Origin of the sequence: Leisingera sp. (genome assembly GCF_034669605.1) — a bacterium.
GTDB lineage: Bacteria > Pseudomonadota > Alphaproteobacteria > Rhodobacterales > Rhodobacteraceae > Leisingera.
The window spans coordinates 1-20,348 of record NZ_JAXMOX010000070.1 but is presented as its reverse complement, the minus strand read 5'-3'; the positions used below and the strand labels follow the sequence as shown (position 1 = coordinate 20,348).

Here is a 20,348-nt window from a genome sequence, read left to right as displayed (position 1 = left end):
CTTTGCCGATCCGCGCCACCCCCAACGGGAGACATTGCACCGTCAGGTGCTGCTGCGACGGGCGGGAATGCCCGGCCAGAATTATGCCAGCCCGGCTTCCTTGAGCAGGTGCAGAACATTGGTTTCCGGGCGCGGGCCGATATGGCGGATCACTTCGCCTGCACAGATGCAGCCCATCCGCGCGCAGGTTTCCATGCTGCGCCCGGTCGCCATGCCGAACAGGAAGCCGGCGGCGAACTGGTCGCCCGCGCCGGTGGCATCGACGGGTACGATGGCTTCGACCGGGACATCGATGCGCACACCGTCGTTCAGCACGGTGACCCCGTCGCCGGAACGTGTGCAGACCACCAGCGGACAGATCGCTGCGGTCTTGGCCATTGCTTCTTCCAGGTCGCCGGTTTTGAACAGGGCGCGGATTTCATCCTGGTTGCCGATCACGAAATCCAGCTCTTCGCCGATCAGGTTCAGGAAATCAGCCCGGTGCCGCTCGACGCAGAATGGGTCGGAGATAGAAATGCCAACTTTGCCGCCGCCTTCACGGCAGTCGCGGGCAGCTTCCAGAAAGGCAGTCTTGCCCTTGTCCTTGTCGAACAGGTAGCCCTCCAGAAACATGATCTGCGCATTGCCGGCGACGTCCTGCGGCACGTCGTCCGACGCCAGCTCAGACGAGACGCCCAGATAGGTGTTCATCGATCGCTCGCCGTCGGGAGAGACAAAAATCATCGAGCGCGAGGTTGGCAGTTCGTCATCCGCAACCGGCGGGTTCACAAAGTCAACGCTTTCGTTGTTCATCGCGTCGGCATAGAATTTCCCCAGAGCATCGTCACGGACCCGGCCGATGAAGGCGGCCTGGAGCCCCAGCGCGCCGGCGCCGGCGATGGTATTGGCGACCGAGCCGCCCGGAGTCAGCACCCGGTTGCCCATCGCAGCATAGAGATCCTCGCAGCGGTCGCGCTCGATCAGCTGCATGATGCCTTTTTCGATGCCTTGGTCAGCCAGGAAGCTGTCTTCGCACTGCGCGATCACATCAACAACGGCATTGCCGATGCCGACAAGCTGATAGGTTTTGGTCATATACTGTCCTCCTCGGGGGAAGTTGCGCCGGGCTAGTGTCCGGCGGGCTTGTCTGAATGAAGGGCCCGGCCTGCCATCCCTAAGGGGAAGACCGGATGGGTAGCGCCAGCCGCTGCAATATCGCCGGACGGAATGCCGCTGCCGGTCACAGGTTCTTGTCCTCGAACATACACAGATCGCGAATCAGGCAGCTGCCGCACATCGGCTTGCGCGCCTTGCAGTGATAGCGGCCGTGCAGGATCAGCCAGTGATGGGCGTGCTGCTGGAAATCCGCCGGAATATTGTCTTCGACCGCGCGTTCCACGGCGTCCACATCCTTGCCCGGGGCAATGCCGGAGCGGTTGCCGACCCGGAAAATATGGGTGTCCACCGCCTGCGCTGGCTGTTTCCACCACATGTTGAGGACCACATTGGCGGTTTTGCGGCCCACACCCGGCAGCGATTGCAGGGCTGCGCGGGAATTCGGGACCTCGCCGCCGTAGTCCTCCACCAGGATCTTCGACAGTTTGATTACGTTCTTGGCTTTGTTGCGGTAAAGGCCGATCGTCTTGATATGCTCGATCAGTTGTTCCTCGCCCAGATCCAGCATTTTCTGCGGAGTGTCGGCGATCTTGAACAGCGCGCGGGTGGCCTTGTTCACACCGGCATCAGTTGCCTGCGCCGACAGCGCCACCGCCACCACCAGCGTGTAGGCGTTGACATGCTCCAGTTCGCCCTTGGGTTCGGGCTCAGCTGCCTGGAACCGCGTAAAGATCTCGCGGAGCGTATGATAGTCGAGTTGCTTTGCCATGGCAGCGCTTATGTACAGGTCAGACCTTAAAGAGCAATTGAAATTGCACCTGCTATCTTGCCGGCCCCTGACCCGCTCAGGAATGAAACCCGCAAGTTTCGGGTCGCTTACCAGAGGCGCGCGCCTTACTTTGGTACCAAGTCAGAACGGGTTGGGCCGATGAATATCGAAACGCGGGAAAATACCTATCATTACGGCGTCATGCGCCGGGCGATTGAGTTGATCGACGATGGCGGCGAGGATCTGACGCTGGAGCAGCTGGCCGCCCGCATGGATATGAGCCCGGCACATTTCCAGCGGCTGTTTTCCGCGTGGGTCGGTGTCTCGCCGAAGCGCTACCAGCAGTATCTGCGGCTGGGCCATGCCAAGGCGTTGCTGCGCGAACGGTTCACCACGCTGGAAGCCTCGCATGCGGTGGGGCTCTCGGGCTCCGGCCGGCTGCATGACCTGTTCCTGCGCTGGGAGGCAATGAGCCCCGGCGAATATGCCCGCAAGGGGGATGGCCTGCGGATCTTCTGGGGCTGGTTTGACAGCCCGTTTGGCCTGGCGCTGGTGATGGGCACGGAAAAAGGCATTTGCGGGCTGGGGTTCGCCGCCGAAACCGGGGCGGAACCGGCTATGGCAGATATGCGCGCGCGGTGGCCGCAGGCGGAATTTGTGGAGGATCCTTCAGCCCTGCGCCCGCTGGCTGAGGCGGTTTTTGCGCAAAAAGGCGAGGCCGCGCTGCACATGATCGGCGCGCCCTTGCAGATCAAGGTCTGGGAGGCACTGCTGCGCATCCCGTCCGGCCATGTCACAACCTATTCCGAGCTGGCGCAGGCGATTGGCTCGCCTAAAGCGGTGCGTGCTGTCGGAACGGCAGTGGGGCGCAACCCGGTGAGCTGGCTGATCCCCTGCCACCGTGCCTTGCGCAAGTCCGGGGCCTTGGGCGGATACCATTGGGGGCTGCCGGTCAAACGCGCGATGCTTGCTTATGAGGCGGCACGGGACGAGGAGGCTGCGGCAGATGATATGCGCACTGCCGGCTGAACAGGCGCTGCAGCAGACCGGGGGGGCCTGACGGCTTGGCCGCGTCCCGGTCTGCGTGCCGCTGGCGGGCGGCTTCGCGTTCCGCCTCATAAGGTTTTGGCTGGTCCTGTTGCGTATTCCAGCGGTCCTTGCCCAGGGTGATCATGGAAATCCATTCATAGGTCAGCATGGTGTGTCTCCTTTTCGGAGACCCAGAAAAACAGACCACTGCTGACAGCCTGTTGTCAGCGGATTGTGCTAGGGTGTCAGCAGACTGTCACTGGAGCCTGACCATGCCGCGCACCGGCCGCTTGTTTGAAATCATCCAGATCCTGCGATCCTCCCCAGCCCCGGTACGGGCCGAGGACCTGGCAGAGAAGCTGGAGGTTTCCAAACGCACAATCTACCGCGATATCTCTGCCTTGCAGGCGATGCGCACCCCGGTCGAGGGAGAGGCCGGGATCGGTTATATGCTGCGAAAGGGCTATGACCTGCCGCCGCTGAATTTCGACGAAGAGGAGCTGGAGGCACTGCATGTCGGCCTGGCGATGCTGATCCGCACGGGGGACGGTTCTTTGCAAAAGGCCGCGGAAAGGGTCAGCCACAAGATCAAGGACGTGCATGCTACCGCCGACTGGTTGCAGGTGGCGCCTTGGGGCGCGCCGCTGGATGATCCGGAGCTGGGCTGTGTGTCCAAAGCGCTGCTGCGCAAGGCGGTTCGCGACAGCCGCAAGCTGCGGATCACCTATGTCAGCCCGGAACGCGGCGAGACCAGCCGCATCCTGCGTCCGCTGGCGCTGATCTATCACATTGAATGCACGATGCTGGCCGCCTGGTGCGAGCTGCGCGGCGGTTTCCGCCATTTCCGCACCGACCGGATGTTCGCGGCAGAGATGCTGGACGGCGGGTTCGCCCCGCAAGCCGGCACCCTTCGCAAACTGTGGATGGAGCAGGAAGGCTGGGACTTTGCTTTTGCACCTTGAAGGGGGAGTTCAGGCGGTTTTTGCGCGGTATTTCGCGCATTCAGGGTGATCCTGCCTTGAGATGGCGGCGCGGCATCCCGATATTCGTGCAGAATGCCGGGCGTTGCCCGGGGCTGAGAAAACAGAAGGCAATTTGATGATGCAGATGAAACTCACCACGGCAGGTATTGTTGCCGCAGCACTGGGTCTTGGCGCCTGCACCGATCCGGCTACCATCGGCACGCCGGGCAGCAAAACCCAGAAAGGCGCGGTCCTTGGCGGCATTATCGGCGCTGGCGTCGGCGCCATCGCCAATGACTCGGACCGTGGCCTGGGGGCGGTGACTGGCGCGCTGGTCGGGGCAACTGCCGGCGGGGTGATCGGCAACCAGCTGGACGCGCAGGAGCGCGAGCTGCGCCAGACCCTGGCTAATGACGGCATTACCATCGTCAATACCGGTGACCGGCTGATCCTGTCCTTTCCGAACGATCTGACCTTTGCCACCGACAGTGCCGCAGTGGCGCCGGCCGTGCAGGGCGACCTGCGCCGTGTCGCCGACAGCCTGGTGCGCTATCCCAACAGCACTATCCAGGTGATCGGCCATACCGACAGCGATGGCGATGCCGGCTATAACCAGGGCCTGTCCGAGCGCCGCGCCAATGCGGTGGCCAGTCAGATCCAGGCCGGCGGTGTGCCCTATCACCGCATGCGCATCATCGGCCGCGGCGAGGCGCAGCCGGTGGCCTCGAACCTGACCCCGGAGGGCAAGGCCCGCAACCGGCGGGTTGAGGTGGTGGTGATCCCGCAGGCCGCCTGATCCGGCACTTGACAGCAGAATGTGCAGCCCGTCCCCCGGTGGGGCGGGCTGTTTTGTGCCCGCGGCGGGCACCATGCCGCCGCACATCGCCTGCGCGGCAATCGCTGTTTCCCGGCACGGGCCGCTTCATACATGATGGGCGCAACAGAGATGCAAACAGAAGGAAAACCCCCAATGGCCGACCCCGTATTGATCACCATTTCCGGCTCGCTTCGCCGCGAGGCCACCAACCGCAAGCTGCTGGCAGAGGCGGTCCGGGTGTTCGGGCCTGCGTCGGTCGTTGAGGCGGGTCTGAACCTGCCGCTTTACGACGGCGATGCGGAGGTGTCAGAGGGCATCCCGCCTGCAGTCCAAAAGTTGTCAGATCAGATTGCTGCGGCGGATGCGGTGGCGATCTCTACCCCGGAATACAACAAAGGCCCGTCCGGCGTTCTTAAAAACGCGCTCGACTGGGTGAGCCGCACCGAAGGCAACCCCTGGGCGGACAAGCCGGTGGCGGTGATGTCGGCCGCGGCCGGCCGGGCGGGGGGCGAGCAGGCGCAGGCGTTGCTGCGCGGCTTTCTGGTGCCGTTCCAGCCGCGGGTGTTGTCCGGTCCGGGGGTGCATCTGGCAGGGTCCAGCAAGGAGTTCGATGAAGCCGGCCGTCTGATCAGCGCGCAATACGAGGCGGCGCTGACGAAGCTGATGCAGAAATTGCGGGCCGAACTCAGCTGCTGAGGCCTGCCTCGCGCCGTAAGTTGCCCGACGAGGGCAGGTCAGGCGCTTGAGCGCGCCGCGCGGCAGCTGGCGCCGTACTTGACCGGCCAACTGGCGGCTCGGTGCGTGGTTCAGAGGTTGTCTTCTACGCGGAACCCTTCGGGGATGCTGTCCATGCCGTCAAGCAGCAGGTCTGCCATCACATGGGCTGCCTTTGGGGCCATGCCAAAGCCGATCTTGAAACCGCCGTTGGCGATGAAATGGCCGTCACGGCCTGGCCAGGCTCCCAGCATCGGGGCGCGGGATTTGGCGCGGGGGCGCACGCCGGCCCAGCGTTCGATCACTTCGGCACCGTGCAGCACGGGTACCGCAATGCGGGCGCGGTCAACGATATCGTCAAGCTGTGGGTCGGTGGTCTTGCCATCCTCGAATTCGCGCTCGCTGGTGGAGCCGATCGCCAAGGTGCCGTCTGCGTGCGGGATGATATGCAGGCTATCGGCATAAAGCTGCGGCACCGCGCCCTCGTGAAAACGCAGAAGCGCGGCCTGGCCCTTGACGCCGCCGCCCACAGTTTTGCCAAATGCCGCGTTCAGTTCCAACAGACCGGCGTAGCCTTTGGCATGGACCACTTTGCCCTGATCGGGGGCCTCCAACTGCACTTTGATCCCCATGACTGCCAGGGCAGAGACCAGCGCCGCGCAAGCCCGGCGGGGATGCATCCGGGCACTGAGAGTGTCGTGAATGATATAGCCCGTTGCGCTGGGCGGCACCCAAGGCCCCAGGCTGTCCGCCTTGCAGACAGTCCATTCGGCTGCGTCATTCCATAACTCGCGGGCCGTCACTTCGCGCTGCCGGGCAAGCTCCAGCGCGCGCGCGTCATTAATGGGCTGCAGCCGCCCTGTACGGCCATAGCCAGGGGAAACGCCGCCGGTGGCCTCGACCCCGGCCCAGAAACTTCCGGCCATCAGCAGGCTTTCAAGCTGGAACTGTTTCTTGGGGTTCCAGTTCTCCGGCACATGCGGGGCGAGCGCGCCGACCAGGCCGCCGCTGGAGCCGGCACCGGCGCCGAACGGGTCCACAACCTGGACTCTTGCGCCGCGCCGCGCGCATATCCAGGCGATTGACAGGCCGAAAATTCCAGCCCCGCGCACCGTTACATCTGCCATTGCCATTTGCGGATCCTTTCGCCAGTGTCGCGCCGTTCCGGACAACCACTTAGGGGATTATAGCATGGCAGACCAGCAGGCCCGCCTCAGCTGGCGCGATGGCACCGTGCCGGTGTCGGATCAGTTCGATGATCCCTATTTTTCAATCCAGGACGGGCTGGCGGAGACGGAGCATGTGTTTCTGGCCGGCAATGATCTGCCCGCGCGGTTTTCGTCCGGATTCCGTATCGCCGAGCTGGGCTTTGGCACCGGCTTGAACATGCTGGCCGCCTGGCGCGCCTGGGAGGCAGCAGGGCAGGCGGGGCCATTGCGGTTCACCAGTTTCGAGGCCTTTCCAATGGCACCTACCGATATGGCCAAGGCGCTGGAGGCTTTCCCCGCGGTTGCCCCTTGGGCAGAACGGTTTCTAAAGAAATGGCAAGGCAGCGGCACCTGCGATCTGGGCGGCTTGCAACTGGAGGTGATTGCCGGCGACGCGCGCGTGTCGCTGCCGGAGTGGACAGGGCAGGCGGATGCTTGGTTTCTGGACGGGTTCTCTCCGGCCAAGAACCCCGAGTTGTGGGAGGAAGCATTGATGTCTCAGGTTGCGGTGCATACTGCGCCGGGCGGTTCAGCGGCGACCTACACAGCGGCAGGTTTTGTGCGCCGCGGGCTGGAGGCAGCAGGATTTGAGGTAACCCGCATCCCCGGCTACGGGCGCAAGCGGCATATGACAAAGGCAGTGAAGCCATGACACAGGCAGCCCCGGCCCGGGCCCAGATCAACAATGTTCCGCTGGGCATTCTTCTGATGATTGCCGCGACGGTTGTCTTTGCATTGCAGGATGGTATCTCGCGCCATCTGGCGGGCACCTACAACACCTACATGGTGGTGATGGTGCGCTACTGGTTCTTTGCCGCCTTTGTGATGTTCCTGGCGGCGCGCGCACCGGGCGGCATCCGGGCTGCCGCGGGGACCGATCAGCTATGGCTGCAGATATTCCGCGGTGTGCTGCTGGTTGGTGAAATCTGCGTGGCGGTTTACGGCTTCACCGTGCTGGGCCTGATCGAGAGCCAGGCGGTGTTCATCTGTTATCCGCTGCTGGTGGCGGCCCTCAGCGGGCCGGTGCTGGGCGAAAGCGTCGGCTGGCGGCGCTGGGCGGCTATCGGCGTCGGCTTGATCGGCGTGCTGATCATCCTGCAGCCGGGCATGGGCGTGTTCAACCCGGCAGCAATCATCCCGTTTGTCTCGGCGCTGATGTTTGCCGTCTACGGGCTGGTCACCCGCTATGCGGCGCGTCAGGACAGCACCGCCACCAGCTTCTTCTGGACCGGGGTTGCCGGCATGGTTTTCATGACTGCCATTGGCATCTGGTACTGGGAACCGATGAGCCAGACCGACTGGTTCTGGATGGCGCTGTTGTGCGTGTCCGGCGTGACCGGCCATTGGCTGCTGATCAAGTGCTACGAGATGGCCGAGGCCAGCGCCGTGCAGCCTTTTGCCTATTTCCATCTGATCTGGACGGCGATGCTGGGCCTGGCGGTGTTCGGCGAGGTGGTCCGCACCAATGTCGCCATCGGCGCCGGCATCATCATAGCGGCCGGCCTGTTCACCCTATGGCGCGAACGCGTGAAGGGTTGAGCCGCGCAACTCTTGCGAGAACGGGACGGGCAGGGGAGACTTACCCAGCCGCGCCCGGTAGACCGGCAGGCTCTCGGTGACCCGCATCACGTAGTTGCGGGTCTCGTTGAACGGGATGTGCTCGATCCAGTCGATGATGTCCGGGCTGCCGTCGCGCGGATCGCCGTAGCGTTGCATCCAGGCTGTGGGCCGGTGCGGCCCGGCATTGTAGCCTGCCGCCATCATCACCACATTGCCGCGGAATCTGCCGGCCAGCCCGGCCAGGTAATTGGCTCCCAGCTTGGCGTTATAGTCCCATTCTGCGGTCAGGCGGGAGGTCTTGTGGCCGGCCAGAATGCCCAGTTCGGTCGCGACCAGTTCGGCTGTGGCAGGCATCACCTGCATCAGCCCGCGCGCGCCGGCATGGCTGATCACCGCCGGGTCGAACTCGCTTTCGCGCCGGGCGATGGCCAGGGTCATTTCCTCGGCCATCGGTAATTGCCGTTGTGCCACCGGGTGCAAGGGGTAATAGGCCCCTTCCAGCTCCACCCCGCCGCGGGCGGCGCGTTTGGAGATCATCACTGCCAGATGCGGTTCGTTCAGCTCTACCGCCATCTGCCCCAGCTGGCGCGCCTGCACCGGCGGCAGAGTTTCAACCAGATGCGTCAGGAACCGCTCGGCCAGTGCAAGATCACCGGCCTTGAGCAGCAGCAGACCGGCCTCGGTGACCGAGGATTTGGCGAAGGCGGCCTGGCGCCAATCTGGCAAATCAGCCGGTTTTACCAGCGCCGGATCAAACGGGCGGCCCAGCTGTTCGGCCGCCAGCAGCCCATAGAAAGACGTTTGATATTCCGCGCCCCTGGCATAGGCCCCATGCGCCTTGTCCGGCTGACCCATCGCCGCATAGGCGCGGCCCAGCCAATAGCCGCCGCGGCCGATCGAAATCGGGGTTTCGACCGAGGCCAGGAAGCGCTGGAAATGCACCGCCGCCAGCTCCGGGTCGTGCAGCTTTTGCAGCGCGATATAGCCAGCCAGCCATTCGCAGTCGGAATAGCCATACCCGTCTTCGGGCGAGGAGAAATGATAAGCGGCCAGCTGATAGGCGCGTTCGTAGTCCTGGTCCCGCATGACCTGCCGTGCAAAATCGCTGCGGCGGCGCAGCCACTTGGCGGGTTCGCCCAGTTTTTCGGCACTGGTGCTGCGCTCCAGCAGCATCTGAATGGCACCATCCTGCAGCCGCTTGCCGTCACGCCAGGCAAACCGGTCATAGGCAAGGCCAGCGGATCCTTTCAGCCGCTCCGGCACGGCTTCGATCCTGGCATCGACTCCGGGCGCGCGTTCCTGCAGGGCGATGCGTGCCTCCGCCAGTTTGCGTTCTCCATCGGGTACCAGCGCCAGCATCCGTTTGGAGCTGACCAGATGATTGTCCCACAACAGCCGGTCCAGCCGTGCCGTGTGATGCGGTTTCAGCAGTTTGGCGAAATCGCGCAGGAACGCGCTCTGGATGGTGCTGCCCATGGCCTTGGTGCGCCAGGCGAGCACGATTTCCGCCTCGCCGTCACCGCGCCGCCCGGTCGCAATCAGCGCCTTGCCCAGGCTCAGCGCGCCTTCGGCGGTCTGCGGGCGTTCATCCGCATAAAAGGCCAGAATGGTATCGCCGCCGGCTGCGGCAATGGCATCCTCGTTCCGGCGCCGCAGATAGGCGAGGCCGGGCCAATCCCCCCGCCGTTCAAGAAACGCCACCACGTCGCGGGCAGAGCCCAGACCGGCCCGCAGCCGGTGCCATTCGATGATATCGCGGGCGGTGCTATGCCGCTGCCCGGCCTCGCGGACGGCCAGATCCCATTTCTCTGCCCGCATCAGATCCAGGGCGGACCCGAGGCCGCGCGCCAAGGCAGGCGACCCGGGCAGGGCCGCCGAGATAAGCAGAATAAGGGCCAGGATGCGTGTCATCTCTTGCATTTTCCAGCAGTCCGGGGATAGAGGCTTGAACGTTACTCATTGGCGTGCCGGTAGCAACTTAAATCCCCGGCATTCTATATCTTGACGGCGGCGGATTGCCGCCTGCACCTGCAGCAAAGGGAGCGTGCCCATGTTCAAAGGCTCTATGCCAGCACTCGTCACCCCGTTTTCGAACGGCGAGCTGGATCTGGATGCGCTCAAACGCTTGGTGGAATGGCAGATTGCCGAAGGTTCCACTGGCCTGGTGCCGGTCGGCACCACCGGCGAAAGCCCGACGCTCAGCCATGAGGAACACGAGCTGGTCATCGCGGAAACGGTCAAGGCGGCAGCCGGCCGGGTGCCGGTGATTGCCGGTGCGGGCTCCAATAACACCGTCGAGATGATTCGTTTTGTCGAGTATGCCAAGAAGGTCGGTGCCGATGCGGCGCTGGTTGTGACCCCCTATTACAACAAACCGACTCAGCGCGGGATGCTGCAGCATTTTATTGCAGCCCATGACTGCGCGGATCTGCCGATCATCATCTACAACATCCCGGGCCGCTCGGTGGTCGACATGACCCCGGCCACCATGGGCGAGCTGGCCAAGCTGCCGCGCATTGTCGGTGTCAAGGATGCCACCGGCGATCTGGCCCGTGTCAGCCAGCAGCGTGCCTCCTGCGGTGCGGACTTCCTGCAGCTGTCCGGTGAAGACGCCACTGCGCTGGGTTTCAACGCCCATGGCGGGGTTGGCTGCATCTCGGTAACAGCCAACGTGGCACCGAAGCTTTGCGCCGAATTCCAGGCCGCGACCCTCGCAGGCGATTATGCTTCGGCGCTCGCCTATCAGGATAAACTGATGCCGCTGCATGAGGCAATCTTCATCGAGCCGGGCCTGGCCGGTGCCAAGTATGGCCTGTCGAAACTCGGCATGTGCAGTGAAGAGGTCCGCTCGCCGCTGACGACGCTGGAAGACAGCACCAAGGCTGCCATCGACGCCGCCATGGGGCACGCCGGCCTGCTGTAAGCCTCAAAACACTTTTGCAAGTTCTAGGGCGGCCTCCGATGGAGTGCCGTCCTGTTTGCTACATTCTGGCCTTCAATGCTCCGGGGTGAATTGCCCCTTAGGGCAAGAGGGGCTGGCCCCTCCCGGCCCGTTTCCATCCAGTGCGCCCGCCAGATGCCGCGTCTTGTCGGGATTGCGGGTCACGTACACGCGAGCAATCCGGCCCTCCCTGATTTCCAGGGATGTGGCCTGCAGGATTCCGTCCTTTGCCCGATGCAGGATGGCAGGCAGGCCGTTTAACTGGCAAAGCCGCCAGCGGTCAGGAGTAGCCTGATCGAACTTGCGAGCAATGCCCTCAATAAGGCGCAGCACCTTCTCCCGACCGTAGATCGGGTTGAGCGCGGCCATGGCCTTGCCGCCGCCATCAGAGATCAGCTGAACGTCCTGCGTCAGCATCCGGGTTAAGGAGGCCATGTCCCCGGTGCGGGAGGCGCGGAAGAAGGCCTCGGCCAGTTCCTGGCCCTGTTCCGGTCGTTCCGGTTCCTTTGGCGGCAGCTGCTGCACCTTGCGCCGCGCCCGTGCGGCCAATTGACGGCAGGCCTCGGGGGAGCGGTTCAGGGCGGCGGCGATGTCTTCATAGGCGCCCTCAAAAATGTCGTGCAGCAAGAATGCTGCACGTTCCAGCGGCGACAAAAGTTCCAGTGCCAGCAGCAGGGCAACGGTGACATCGTGATCCAAAAGCTCGGTCGCGTCTTCTGTCAGAATGGGTTCGGGCAGCCATTCGCCGGGGTAGGATTCGCGCCGGACGCGAGCTGATTTCAGCTGGTCCAGGCACAGACGGGTGGTGATCCGCATCAGATAGCCGACCGGATCCTGCACCTGTGCAGGCGCGGCTGCCTGCCAGCGCAGATAGGCGTCCTGCAGGATGTCCTCGGCGTCGCTTACGCTGCCCAGCATCCGGTAAGCGGCCGCGAACAATCGCGGCCGCGCCTTCAGAAACGCATCGGCGTCATCTGATTTTGGGTTTGCAATCACGCGGCACTTGCCTCCTGCGCGGCAGGATGCGGGGTGCGGAATCCGATTGCAATCCGGTTCCAGGCGTTGATGGTCGAGATCACCAATGTCAGTGCCGCTTGTTCCCGCGGGGAAAACTGCTGTGCGATCAAATCAAAATCCGAGTCCGGCGCGGCGGTGGCCTCAATCCTGGTGAGAGCCTCTGTCCAGGCCAGCGCGGCCTGTTCCCGTGCGGAATAGAGCGAGGACTCCCGCCAGGCATTCAGGAGATGCATCCGGTCTTCGCTCTCACCCTTCGCGCGCATTTCATGCGTGTGCATGTGAATGCAGTACGCACAGCCGTTGATTTGCGAGGACCGAAGTTTCACCAATTCAATCAGGCTGTGTTCCAGCCCGCTGTCTTTGAGCGTGGCTTCCAGGGCCAGCATCGGCTGAAACAAGTCCGGGGCAGTGGCGAAGTAGTCGAGGCGCTGGGTCATCTTTCTGTTCCTTTACAGATGGCTTCAGAAACAGGACGAGGCAGCAGGGGTGTTTGTGACATGGCGTTGGAAAAAGACCCAAAATAAACCGGGGCGCCGCAATGGGCACCTCGGAACTTGTCAGCGTTTACCGTAGTAAAGGCCGACACCATGTTCGGCCTGTGCAAAGAACAGCCAGCGCGATGCGGCGGTGCCTGCGATGTGCGAAAGGACCGCAAGGGCTGCAAAAAGATGTTTGATCACAACGCCCTGAACCGGGGTCAGGATCAGCAGCAGCGGCAGGGCAAACCCCAGCACAAACGCAATCATCCGCAGCTTTTGGGCGTGTTTGCGGCCCACAACATGCACAAATTCGCGCAACAGGTAGTTCGACCCGGTATGCGGTGGTTCAAAGGCACGTACCGCGCTGCGATCACCTAGGCCGGTGGCGGTGCCGATGTCGGTGCCGGAGGCCTCCAACGCGCGGTCGCCCTTGGCCCAATAGGCCAACTGCACAACACCTGCGATGGCCAGCAGCCAGGGCGCCACAGCCTCGGCCCCGGCCAGCAGAGCGCCGCCTGCCAGGCTGAAGGACAGGAACATCGCCGGGGTCAGCTCCATATTCCAGCGCGGGATGGTTTTAAGCTGGGTGTAGATCATCGAGGTGGTGAAGACGGTTGCAAGGCTGAGAGCGGCGCCGATCCAGCCCAGCAACGTCCAGTGGCTGTCCATGAACACGGCGCCAAACGCATAAAGACCCATCACATTCAGGGCGCCAACGGCGCAGACGCCCTCGCGGCTAAGCCAGCTGGTCTTCCACTGAGAGAAAGCGCGCCAGGCGCGTTCCGGGCGGCCCAGGTGAAAGGTCGAGGCCAGAAGGCCGCCGCAGGCCAGGCCAAAGGCAATGGCATAGAAGGCAAAGGCAATGGTGCCGCTCACCGCGGGCTGGCCGAGGCCGAGGAATGTCAGCAGGCCAAAGCCAAGACCCGACAGGGTGGTGAAGATGATGACGGATGGTGCAGGATGCATCAGTTCGCCCCCCCTGATGATTGGCCTGATGATTGGCCTGACGATTGGCTTGGAATTTTGTCGAGTGCCTTGTCGAGCCAGGCCAGGAAACCCAGGGGTTCTTCAGCGACCGGCACCAGTAGCGGGGCGAGGATGTCGATCTCGTCTTCAATCGTGTCCTTGGGCCGGGGCGGCAGGTATTTGTTCACTGGCTTGGTGCCCATCTCCGGCATCAGGTCGATGCCGCCGCGCTCCGCCACCAGCTTGGAGACATCGCTGTCCGGGTCGCCCAGATCACCGAAATGGCGCGCGCCCGCCGGACAGGTCCGCACGCAGGACGGGACGCGGTCCACCTCCGGCAGGTTTTCGTTATAAATCCGGTCCACACAGAGCGTGCATTTCTTCATCACGCCTGCTGCCAGGTCCAGCTCGCGTGCACCGTAAGGGCAGGACCAGGCACACAAGCCGCAACCGATGCAGTGATCCTCGTTCACCAGCACGATGCCGTCCTCGACCCGTTTGTAGCTTGCGCCGGTCGGGCAGACGGTGACGCAGGGCGCGTCCTCGCAGTGCAGGCAGGACTTGGGGAAATGGATCAGCTGCGCCGCCGGGTCCGGTTGGCTGCTGCAGGGTGTTGGCTTCACCTCATAGGAATGCACCCGGTTCAGGAAAGTGCCCGAAGGGTCGCTGCCATAAGGATCCTGGTCCGACAGGGGGGCACCATAGTTTTCGGTGTTCCAGCCTTTGCAGGAAATCACACAGGCATGGCAGCCGACGCAGGTGTCCAGGTCGATGACCAGACCCATCTTGCGGTCGGTCTTGGCGGGAAGCTCAGTCATTGCGTACTCCGTCTGCGGCTTGCGGAGCCAGGAAAATTCGAATTTTCCTGGCAATTTTCTTCGAAGAAAATTGCGCCCGTCATTTGCCTACTTTCCACTTCAGTTCTTTCGGGCCAGTACCAACGGGCGACTCCTGAGCGGGGAAGGCCGGCTGGCTTTCCTGCAGGTCTGCCGGGGCGGCGGCTTTTTCGATTTTGACTTTCAGATCGAACCAGGCCGCCTGGCCGGTGATCGGATCCGAGTTGGCCCACCGCATACCGTCTCCCTTGGGCGGCAAGAGCTCGTGGATCAGGTGATTGAGCAGGAAGCCTTTGGTGGCCTCTGGCGCGTCTACTTCCAGCGCCCAGGCGCCCTTGCGCTTGCCGATCGCGTTCCAGGTCCAGACGGTATTTTCATTGAGCGCTGCCATTTCCATCACCGGCACAGTGATTTCACCATGCGGAGAGGAGACCTTGGCCCAGTCGCCGTCCTGCAGCCCGTTCTCTTGCATCAGCTTGGTCGGAACATACAGCGGGTTGCGGCCGTGCAGCTGGCGCAGCCAGGCGTTCTGAGTGCCCCAGGAGTGATACATCGCCATCGGGCGCTGGGTCAGCGCGTTGACGGTGAAGCCCTCGTTGCCCTGCTGGTCAGTCTCGTACCAGATCGGCAGCGGGTCCATCACGTCTTTTACCCGCTGGCGCAGATGCTCCGGCGGCTGGCGGTCGCCATGGCCTTCGGCGGCCAGCTGGAACTTGCGCATCGGCTCCACATACAGCTGGAACAGATAGGGCTGCGGGCTGTCATAGATCCCCATGCCCACCGCCCAGTCCTGATAGGCGGTGTTCCAGGGTTTGTAATATCCTGCCTCCTCGGGGATGTGGGCCACATGGAAGCCGCCGTTTTTGATGTACTGTTTCAGCTGCTCGGGGTTCACTTCGCCGCGGCCGGTTTTGCTGCCGTCTTCACCGCGGAAACCGGACAGCGGGCCGATGCCCGGTTTGCGCTCATGGTTGACGATATAGTCGGCGTAATCCTTCCATTTGGCAGTGCGGTCCTCGTTGGTGAAGTTCGGCAGCTTCATCCGGTTGGCGAGCTGGATCAGCACTGTCTGGAAGCCGCGCACGTCGCGGTCCGGCTCAATCACCGGCCAGCGGATCGCATCCGCCGCCGCATCCGCCTCGCAGATCGGACGGTCCAAGAGAGAGATGCAGTCGTGGCGCTCCAGATAGGTGGTGTCCGGCAGGATCAGGTCGGCAAAGGCCACCATCTCCGACGAATAGGCGTCCGAATAGATGATATGCGGGATCTTGTAAGCGCCGTTCTCATCCTTGTCGGTCAGCATCTCCATCACACCTTTGGTGTTCATGGAGGAGTTCCACGACATGTTGGCCATATACATGAACAGCGTGTCGATCTTGTAAGGGTCGCCCGCATGCGCGTTGGAGATCACCATATGCATGAGACCATGCGCTGACATCGGGTTTTCCCAGGTGAACGCCTTGTCGATCCGAGCCGGGCTGCCGTCCCCTTTCAGCGCCAGGTGCTCGGGGCCGCGCACAAATCCCAGGTGCGGGCCGTCAAGCGGGGTGTCGGGGCTTGCCTTGCAATGCGGGGTCGGGTGTGCCTCGACTGGCTTGGGGTAGGGCGGCTTGAAGCGGAAGCCGCCAGGGACTTCGACGGTGCCCAGCAGGATCTGCAGCACATGCAGCGCACGGCAGGTCTGAAAGCCGTTGGCATGCGCCGACACACCGCGCATCGAGTGCATCGAGACCGGGCGGCCGGTCATCTTGCTGTGCTTTTCACCGCGGAAGTCGGTCCATTCGACGTCCAGCTCAAAGGCCTCGTCAAAGGCGACGCGGGCCAGCTCGCCGGCAATGGCGCGGATCCGCCTGGCCGGGATACCGCATTTGTCTGCGATGGCTTCGGGCGCGTATTCATCGGCCAGATAGCGCTCCGCCATCTGGTGGAATACCGGGCGGTGGGTGACGCCGTCTTTCTCATAGACCGCCGAAAGGTCGGGCCGCACACCGGGCTGGTCGAACGGGGTCAGCTTGCCGGTGGTGCGGTCGATGACCAGCATCTTGCCGTCCTCATCGCGCAGGAACAGGCCGTTGTCCGGTCCTTCGGAGGCGTTCACCAGCACTGGCGCGTTGGTGTAGCGGCTGAGGTAATCGAGGTCGATCTTGCCGGCCTTCATCAGCACATGGATCAACGACAGAATGAACAGCCCGTCGGTGCCCGGTGTGATGCCGACCCAGTCATCCGCAATTGCATTATAGCCGGATCGGATCGGGTTCACGCCGATCACCCGGGCGCCGCGCTTCTTGATCTTGCCCAGACCCATCTTGATCGGGTTAGAGTCATGGTCCTCGGCCACGCCGAACAGCATGAACAGCTTGGTATGGTCCCAGTCGGGCTGGCCGAATTCCCAAAACGCGCCGCCCATGGTGTAGATGCCCGCCGTCGCCATGTTGACCGAGCAAAACCCGCCGTGCGCGGCATAGTTCGGGGTTCCGAAGCTTTGCGCCCAGAAGCTGGTGAAGCTTTGCGACTGGTCGCGGCCGGTGAAAAACGCCAGCTGTTCGGGGGCCTCGTGGCGGACCGGCTCCAGCCAGCCCACAGCAATCGCCAGCGCCTCGTCCCAGGAGATTTCCTTGTACTGCCCCGAGCCGCGCGGGCCGGTGCGGATCATCGGCGCCTTCAGCCGCGACGGCGCGTTGACCTGCATGATGCCGGCCGACCCTTTGGCGCAGAGCACACCCTTGTTCACCGGGTGGTCACGATTGCCCTCGATATAGGCAACCTTGCCGTCTTTCATATGCACATTGATGCCGCAGCGGCAGGCGCACATGTAACAGGTGGTCTGCCGGATCTCGTCCGAGACCTTGGGCGACGTGTTCAGGATTGGCTGCTGATGGGTCATGGGCGGGTCCAGTTGCGGTTCGGGGCAGTTTTTTGGATAGTGAGGACTTTGTTCCGTATTTTCACCGGATATGATAATTATTTTTCATTTTACCTGCAGTTTTGCCTGTGTATGCAAAGCGATCTGGCGTTCTTCGTCGGCCGGGATGACATGAACTGCACTGTCCGGCAGGCCGGTCCAGGCCAGCCGCCGGAGGATTTTGCCGCGGACAGGGGCAGAGTGCGCACCGATGCCGCCGGTAAAGGCGATGGCGTCGATGCCTTCCATTGCTGCGATCATTGAGCCTGCATGGCGCGCGGCCCAATAGCAGAAATGATCGATTGCAAAACTGGCTGCTTTAGTTCCAGCATCCTGCAGCGCGCGCATGTCGGGGCTGAGGCCGGACAGGCCCAGCAGGCCGGAGCGGTGCAGAAGATCTTTGCGCACTGCGGTGATGCTGGTCTGTTCGGCGCGGTCGAGCACCGCCCCGGCATCAATGCCGCCCGCACGGGTGCCCATCGTCAGCCCTTCCAGCGGGGAATAGCCCATGGTGGTGGCCACGCTTTGTCCATCGGCAATAGCGCAAAGGCTGGCACCGTTGCCCAGGTGGCAGGCGAGAAGCCGCCGTGGCAGCGCCTCAGAGCCTGTTTCACGAAGGCATCGCACCAGCGCTTCGTAGCTCAGCCCGTGAAACCCGTAGCGGCGGATGCCGCTGCGCCGCCAGTCTTCGGGTACGGCATACCGTATAGCCACATCCGGATTTCCGGCGTGAAAGGCGGTGTCAAAACAGGCGACTTGCGGGGTGCCGGGCATCAGGTCTGACAGGGTGCGAATCGCCGAGGCATGATGCGGGTTGTGCAGCGGCGCCAAATGGCTGCACTGGTCGATTTCCGCCAGGATCTGCGGTGTCACCAGTGCCGGGCGGGTCAGCGCCGCCCCGCCATGCACGACGCGGTGCCCGGCAGCAGCAAAGCTGGAAGTACCAAGCCCCTGTGAATCAAGGCGGCTCATCAGCAGTTCAAAAGCCCTCGCATGATCTGTCAGGCTGGCAGTAGCCGTCTCATCTCCCACCCGCAGCATGCCGGAGCCGCCGATGCCGGAGGCCTCGGCTGTCAGCAGCGCATTCAGCGTTTCACCGAATACTGCCAGCTTGATGGATGAGGAACCGGCATTGACGACGAGAATGTTTTGCATGGTGAGTTTCTTTCAGACCGCAAGCTTGGCGATATTGATCAGCGAAAAGGCAGTTAGCATCAGCACCACCGCACGGCGGAACAGCCTGTGCGGGACCGCCTTGAAACTGCGGGACCCGGCCCAGATGCCGAGGCCCAGAATGGGAAAGGCCAGCAGGATGCCGGTCAGCGTTTGCGGACCCACCAATCCATTTGCGGCCATCACCGGCAGCGCCATCAGGTCGATACCGGTCAGAAACACGATCATCGTGGCGCGGAATACTGCAGGCGGAACCGGCTGTGCCGTCAGGAAGGCTGCGACAGGCAGGCCGCCGACACCGGCGCTGTTGGCGATGCCCGCAATGGCACCGACGCCTACAGTTCCGTTGCGCCCGACCGGGCGTTCCAGCTGCCAGCCGCTCAGCAGAACCAGGCTCAAGGCCAGGATCAGGCATGAGATCGCCAGCCTCGCCTCATACTCTCCCAGCCGGGCCATGATGGCGATGGCGGGAACCGTGGCAACCGCGGCACCTGCCAGCAGGGCAAAGGCGCGGCGCCAGTCGATATGCGGGCGGATGCCGTGCGCCTGAAAGGCAGTCATGGCGATTTCGCAGGAAAACACTACCGGAATCAGCGGCAGCGGATTGGTGGTCAGCGCGGCCAGAATGATGAAGATCGCAGAAAACCCGAAGCCGGAAAAGCCGCGGATCAAGGCCGCCGCGAATAACGCGGCGGCCAAATAGGCTCCCTGGCCCATTGAAAGGTCAAAGGGCAGGGGCATCAGGTTCAGACCTGCTGCGGACGCATGTCGCTTTTGCTGATTCCAGCAACGGCGACAGGTTTCTTCATTGCGTCACGGCGGAAGGGCTCACCCAGTTCCTGGTTGATCATCGCTTCGATCAGGGTGGTAATGCCTTTCTTCTGATCTTCACAGGCATGGCGCAGCGCCTCGGTCAGCTCGTCCATGGTGCGGGCTACAACGCCTTTCAGGCCGCAGGCGTTGGCGATACCGGCATATGACACTTGAGTGTCCAGCTCGGTGCCGACGAAGTTGTCGTCGAACCATAAGGTGGAGTTGCGCTTTTCCGCGCCCCACTGGTAGTTGCGGAACACAACCTGGGTCACTGCGGGCCATTCTTCGCGGCCGATTGCGGTCAGTTCGGTCACTGCGATACCAAAGGCGCCGTCGCCGGAAAAGCCGACAACCGGAACGTCCGGGCAGCCGATTTTCGCGCCGACTACCGCCGGCAGGCCGTAACCGCAGGGGCCGAATAGGCCGGGGGCCAGGTATTTGCGGCCGTCCTCGAACGACGGGTAGGCGTTGCCGATGGCGCAGTTGTTGCCGATGTCCGAGGAGATGATCGCATCTTTCGGCAGGCCGGCCTGGATCGCACGCCATGCGCGGCGCGGCGACAGCCAGTCAGGCTTGGCAGCGCGGGCACGTTCGTTCCAGGTGGTGCCGGGATCGTCCTGCTCGCTGTCCATCGAGGACAGTTCCTGGGCCCAGGCAGATTTGGTGTGCGAGATCAGGGCTTTGCGCTCTTCGCGGCCTGCGTCGCCTGCGGTGTCCGCCAGTTGTCCGAGGATGGTGTTTGCAACCGATTTTGCATCGCCGACGATGCCCACGGTGACTTTCTTGGTCAGGCCGATGCGGTCCGGGTTGATGTCAACCTGGATGATTTTCGCGTCGGTCGGCCAGTAGTCGATACCGTAGCCGGGCAGGGTCGAGAACGGGTTCAGGCGGGTACCGAGGGCCAGCACAACGTCCGCTTTGGAGATCAGCTCCATACCGGCCTTGGAACCGTTGTAGCCCAGCGGGCCTGCAAACAGCGGGTGCGAGCCGGGGAAGGCGTCGTTGTGCTGGTAGCCAACACAAACCGGGGCGTCGAGACGCTCGGCCAGGGCCATGGACGCGGGGAT

Annotated in this window: 19 protein-coding genes; 7 read left to right on the top strand and 12 right to left on the bottom strand. The window is 63.1% G+C overall.

The genetic code is table 11. The annotated features are described in order from the left end of the window. Positions 1–81: 81 nt before the first annotated feature. Both VOI29_RS10785 and nth read right to left on the bottom strand, forming a co-directional pair. The gene (locus VOI29_RS10785) at positions 82–1,074 is read right to left on the bottom strand and encodes an adenosine kinase (protein WP_323778628.1); all 993 of its coding nucleotides are present in this window, start codon (positions 1,072–1,074) and stop codon (positions 82–84) included. Between the two features lie 145 nt (positions 1,075–1,219). Further along, positions 1,220–1,864, bottom strand: coding sequence for an endonuclease III (nth, locus tag VOI29_RS10780; RefSeq protein ID WP_024091196.1), 645 nt, complete (start codon positions 1,862–1,864; stop codon positions 1,220–1,222). Between the two features lie 159 nt (positions 1,865–2,023). On the opposite strand from nth, the gene VOI29_RS10775 reads away from it, so the two are divergent. The 4 genes from VOI29_RS10775 to VOI29_RS10760 all read left to right on the top strand — a co-directional run bounded on the left by VOI29_RS10775 (position 2,024) and on the right by VOI29_RS10760 (position 5,368). Further along, positions 2,024–2,893 carry a bifunctional helix-turn-helix domain-containing protein/methylated-DNA--[protein]-cysteine S-methyltransferase gene (locus VOI29_RS10775; protein WP_323778625.1) on the top strand — a complete coding sequence of 290 codons (870 nt, stop codon included), beginning with the start codon at positions 2,024–2,026 and terminating at the stop codon, positions 2,891–2,893. Positions 2,894–3,165: 272 nt separating this feature from the next. Further along, the gene (locus VOI29_RS10770; RefSeq protein ID WP_323778624.1) at positions 3,166–3,855 is read left to right on the top strand and encodes a YafY family protein; all 690 of its coding nucleotides are present in this window, start codon (positions 3,166–3,168) and stop codon (positions 3,853–3,855) included. A 136-nt stretch (positions 3,856–3,991) separates the two neighbouring features. After that, positions 3,992–4,651: an OmpA family protein gene (locus VOI29_RS10765; RefSeq protein WP_024091193.1), complete on the top strand. Its 660-nt coding sequence runs from the start codon at positions 3,992–3,994 to the stop codon at positions 4,649–4,651. 174 nt (positions 4,652–4,825) lie between these two features. Then, a complete protein-coding gene (locus VOI29_RS10760) occupies positions 4,826–5,368 on the top strand; it encodes an NAD(P)H-dependent oxidoreductase (protein WP_323778623.1) in 543 nt (180 codons plus the stop codon). Positions 5,369–5,478: 110 nt separating this feature from the next. On the opposite strand, the gene VOI29_RS10755 is transcribed toward VOI29_RS10760, so the two are convergent. Continuing rightward, complete coding sequence (locus VOI29_RS10755) at positions 5,479–6,519, bottom strand: FAD-binding oxidoreductase (RefSeq protein WP_323778622.1); 1,041 nt, start codon at positions 6,517–6,519, stop codon at positions 5,479–5,481. A gap of 58 nt (positions 6,520–6,577) precedes the next feature. Between VOI29_RS10755 and mnmD the strand changes: the two genes are divergently transcribed. Together mnmD and VOI29_RS10745 are read left to right on the top strand one after the other, a co-directional pair. Then, positions 6,578–7,246 (top strand): tRNA (5-methylaminomethyl-2-thiouridine)(34)-methyltransferase MnmD, encoded by a 669-nt coding sequence (gene mnmD / locus VOI29_RS10750; protein ID WP_323778620.1) that lies wholly within the window; start codon positions 6,578–6,580, stop codon positions 7,244–7,246. Then, positions 7,243–8,133 (top strand): DMT family transporter, encoded by an 891-nt coding sequence (locus VOI29_RS10745; RefSeq protein WP_323778618.1) that lies wholly within the window; start codon positions 7,243–7,245, stop codon positions 8,131–8,133. Before mnmD ends, VOI29_RS10745 begins: the two co-directional genes overlap by 4 nt. Here VOI29_RS10745 and VOI29_RS10740 read toward each other — a convergent pair. After that, complete coding sequence (locus VOI29_RS10740; protein WP_323778616.1) at positions 8,107–10,065, bottom strand: lytic transglycosylase domain-containing protein; 1,959 nt, start codon at positions 10,063–10,065, stop codon at positions 8,107–8,109. The genes VOI29_RS10745 and VOI29_RS10740 overlap by 27 nt on opposite strands. A 139-nt stretch (positions 10,066–10,204) precedes the next feature. On the opposite strand from VOI29_RS10740, the gene dapA reads away from it, so the two are divergent. Further along, positions 10,205–11,077 (top strand): 4-hydroxy-tetrahydrodipicolinate synthase, encoded by an 873-nt coding sequence (dapA, locus tag VOI29_RS10735; protein ID WP_323778615.1) that lies wholly within the window; start codon positions 10,205–10,207, stop codon positions 11,075–11,077. Between the two features lie 72 nt (positions 11,078–11,149). On the opposite strand, the gene sigJ is transcribed toward dapA, so the two are convergent. The 8 genes from sigJ to VOI29_RS10695 form a co-directional block, all read right to left on the bottom strand. Continuing rightward, positions 11,150–12,091, bottom strand: a complete 942-nt coding sequence (gene sigJ, locus VOI29_RS10730; protein ID WP_323778613.1) for an RNA polymerase sigma factor SigJ — start codon at positions 12,089–12,091, stop codon at positions 11,150–11,152. Next, positions 12,088–12,549 (bottom strand): carboxymuconolactone decarboxylase family protein, encoded by a 462-nt coding sequence (locus tag VOI29_RS10725; RefSeq protein WP_323778612.1) that lies wholly within the window; start codon positions 12,547–12,549, stop codon positions 12,088–12,090. The genes sigJ and VOI29_RS10725 overlap by 4 nt, the downstream gene beginning before the upstream one ends. 120 nt (positions 12,550–12,669) lie before the next feature. Next, the gene (locus VOI29_RS10720) at positions 12,670–13,557 is read right to left on the bottom strand and encodes a dimethyl sulfoxide reductase anchor subunit family protein (RefSeq protein WP_323778610.1); all 888 of its coding nucleotides are present in this window, start codon (positions 13,555–13,557) and stop codon (positions 12,670–12,672) included. Continuing rightward, positions 13,557–14,375, bottom strand: coding sequence for a 4Fe-4S dicluster domain-containing protein (locus tag VOI29_RS10715; RefSeq protein ID WP_323778608.1), 819 nt, complete (start codon positions 14,373–14,375; stop codon positions 13,557–13,559). The genes VOI29_RS10720 and VOI29_RS10715 overlap by 1 nt, the downstream gene beginning before the upstream one ends. A 79-nt stretch (positions 14,376–14,454) precedes the next feature. Further along, the gene (locus tag VOI29_RS10710) at positions 14,455–17,277 is read right to left on the bottom strand and encodes a molybdopterin oxidoreductase family protein (RefSeq protein ID WP_323778606.1); all 2,823 of its coding nucleotides are present in this window, start codon (positions 17,275–17,277) and stop codon (positions 14,455–14,457) included. Positions 17,278–17,361: 84 nt separating this feature from the next. Next, positions 17,362–18,450, bottom strand: coding sequence for an acetate/propionate family kinase (locus VOI29_RS10705; protein ID WP_323778604.1), 1,089 nt, complete (start codon positions 18,448–18,450; stop codon positions 17,362–17,364). A 12-nt stretch (positions 18,451–18,462) separates the two neighbouring features. Beyond that, entirely contained in the window at positions 18,463–19,209 is a 747-nt protein-coding gene (locus tag VOI29_RS10700; RefSeq protein WP_323778602.1) for a sulfite exporter TauE/SafE family protein, read from the bottom strand. 5 nt (positions 19,210–19,214) lie between these two features. Beyond that, the coding region (locus tag VOI29_RS10695; RefSeq protein WP_323778600.1) for a sulfoacetaldehyde acetyltransferase at positions 19,215–20,348 on the bottom strand (1,134 nt) is incomplete at its 5' end.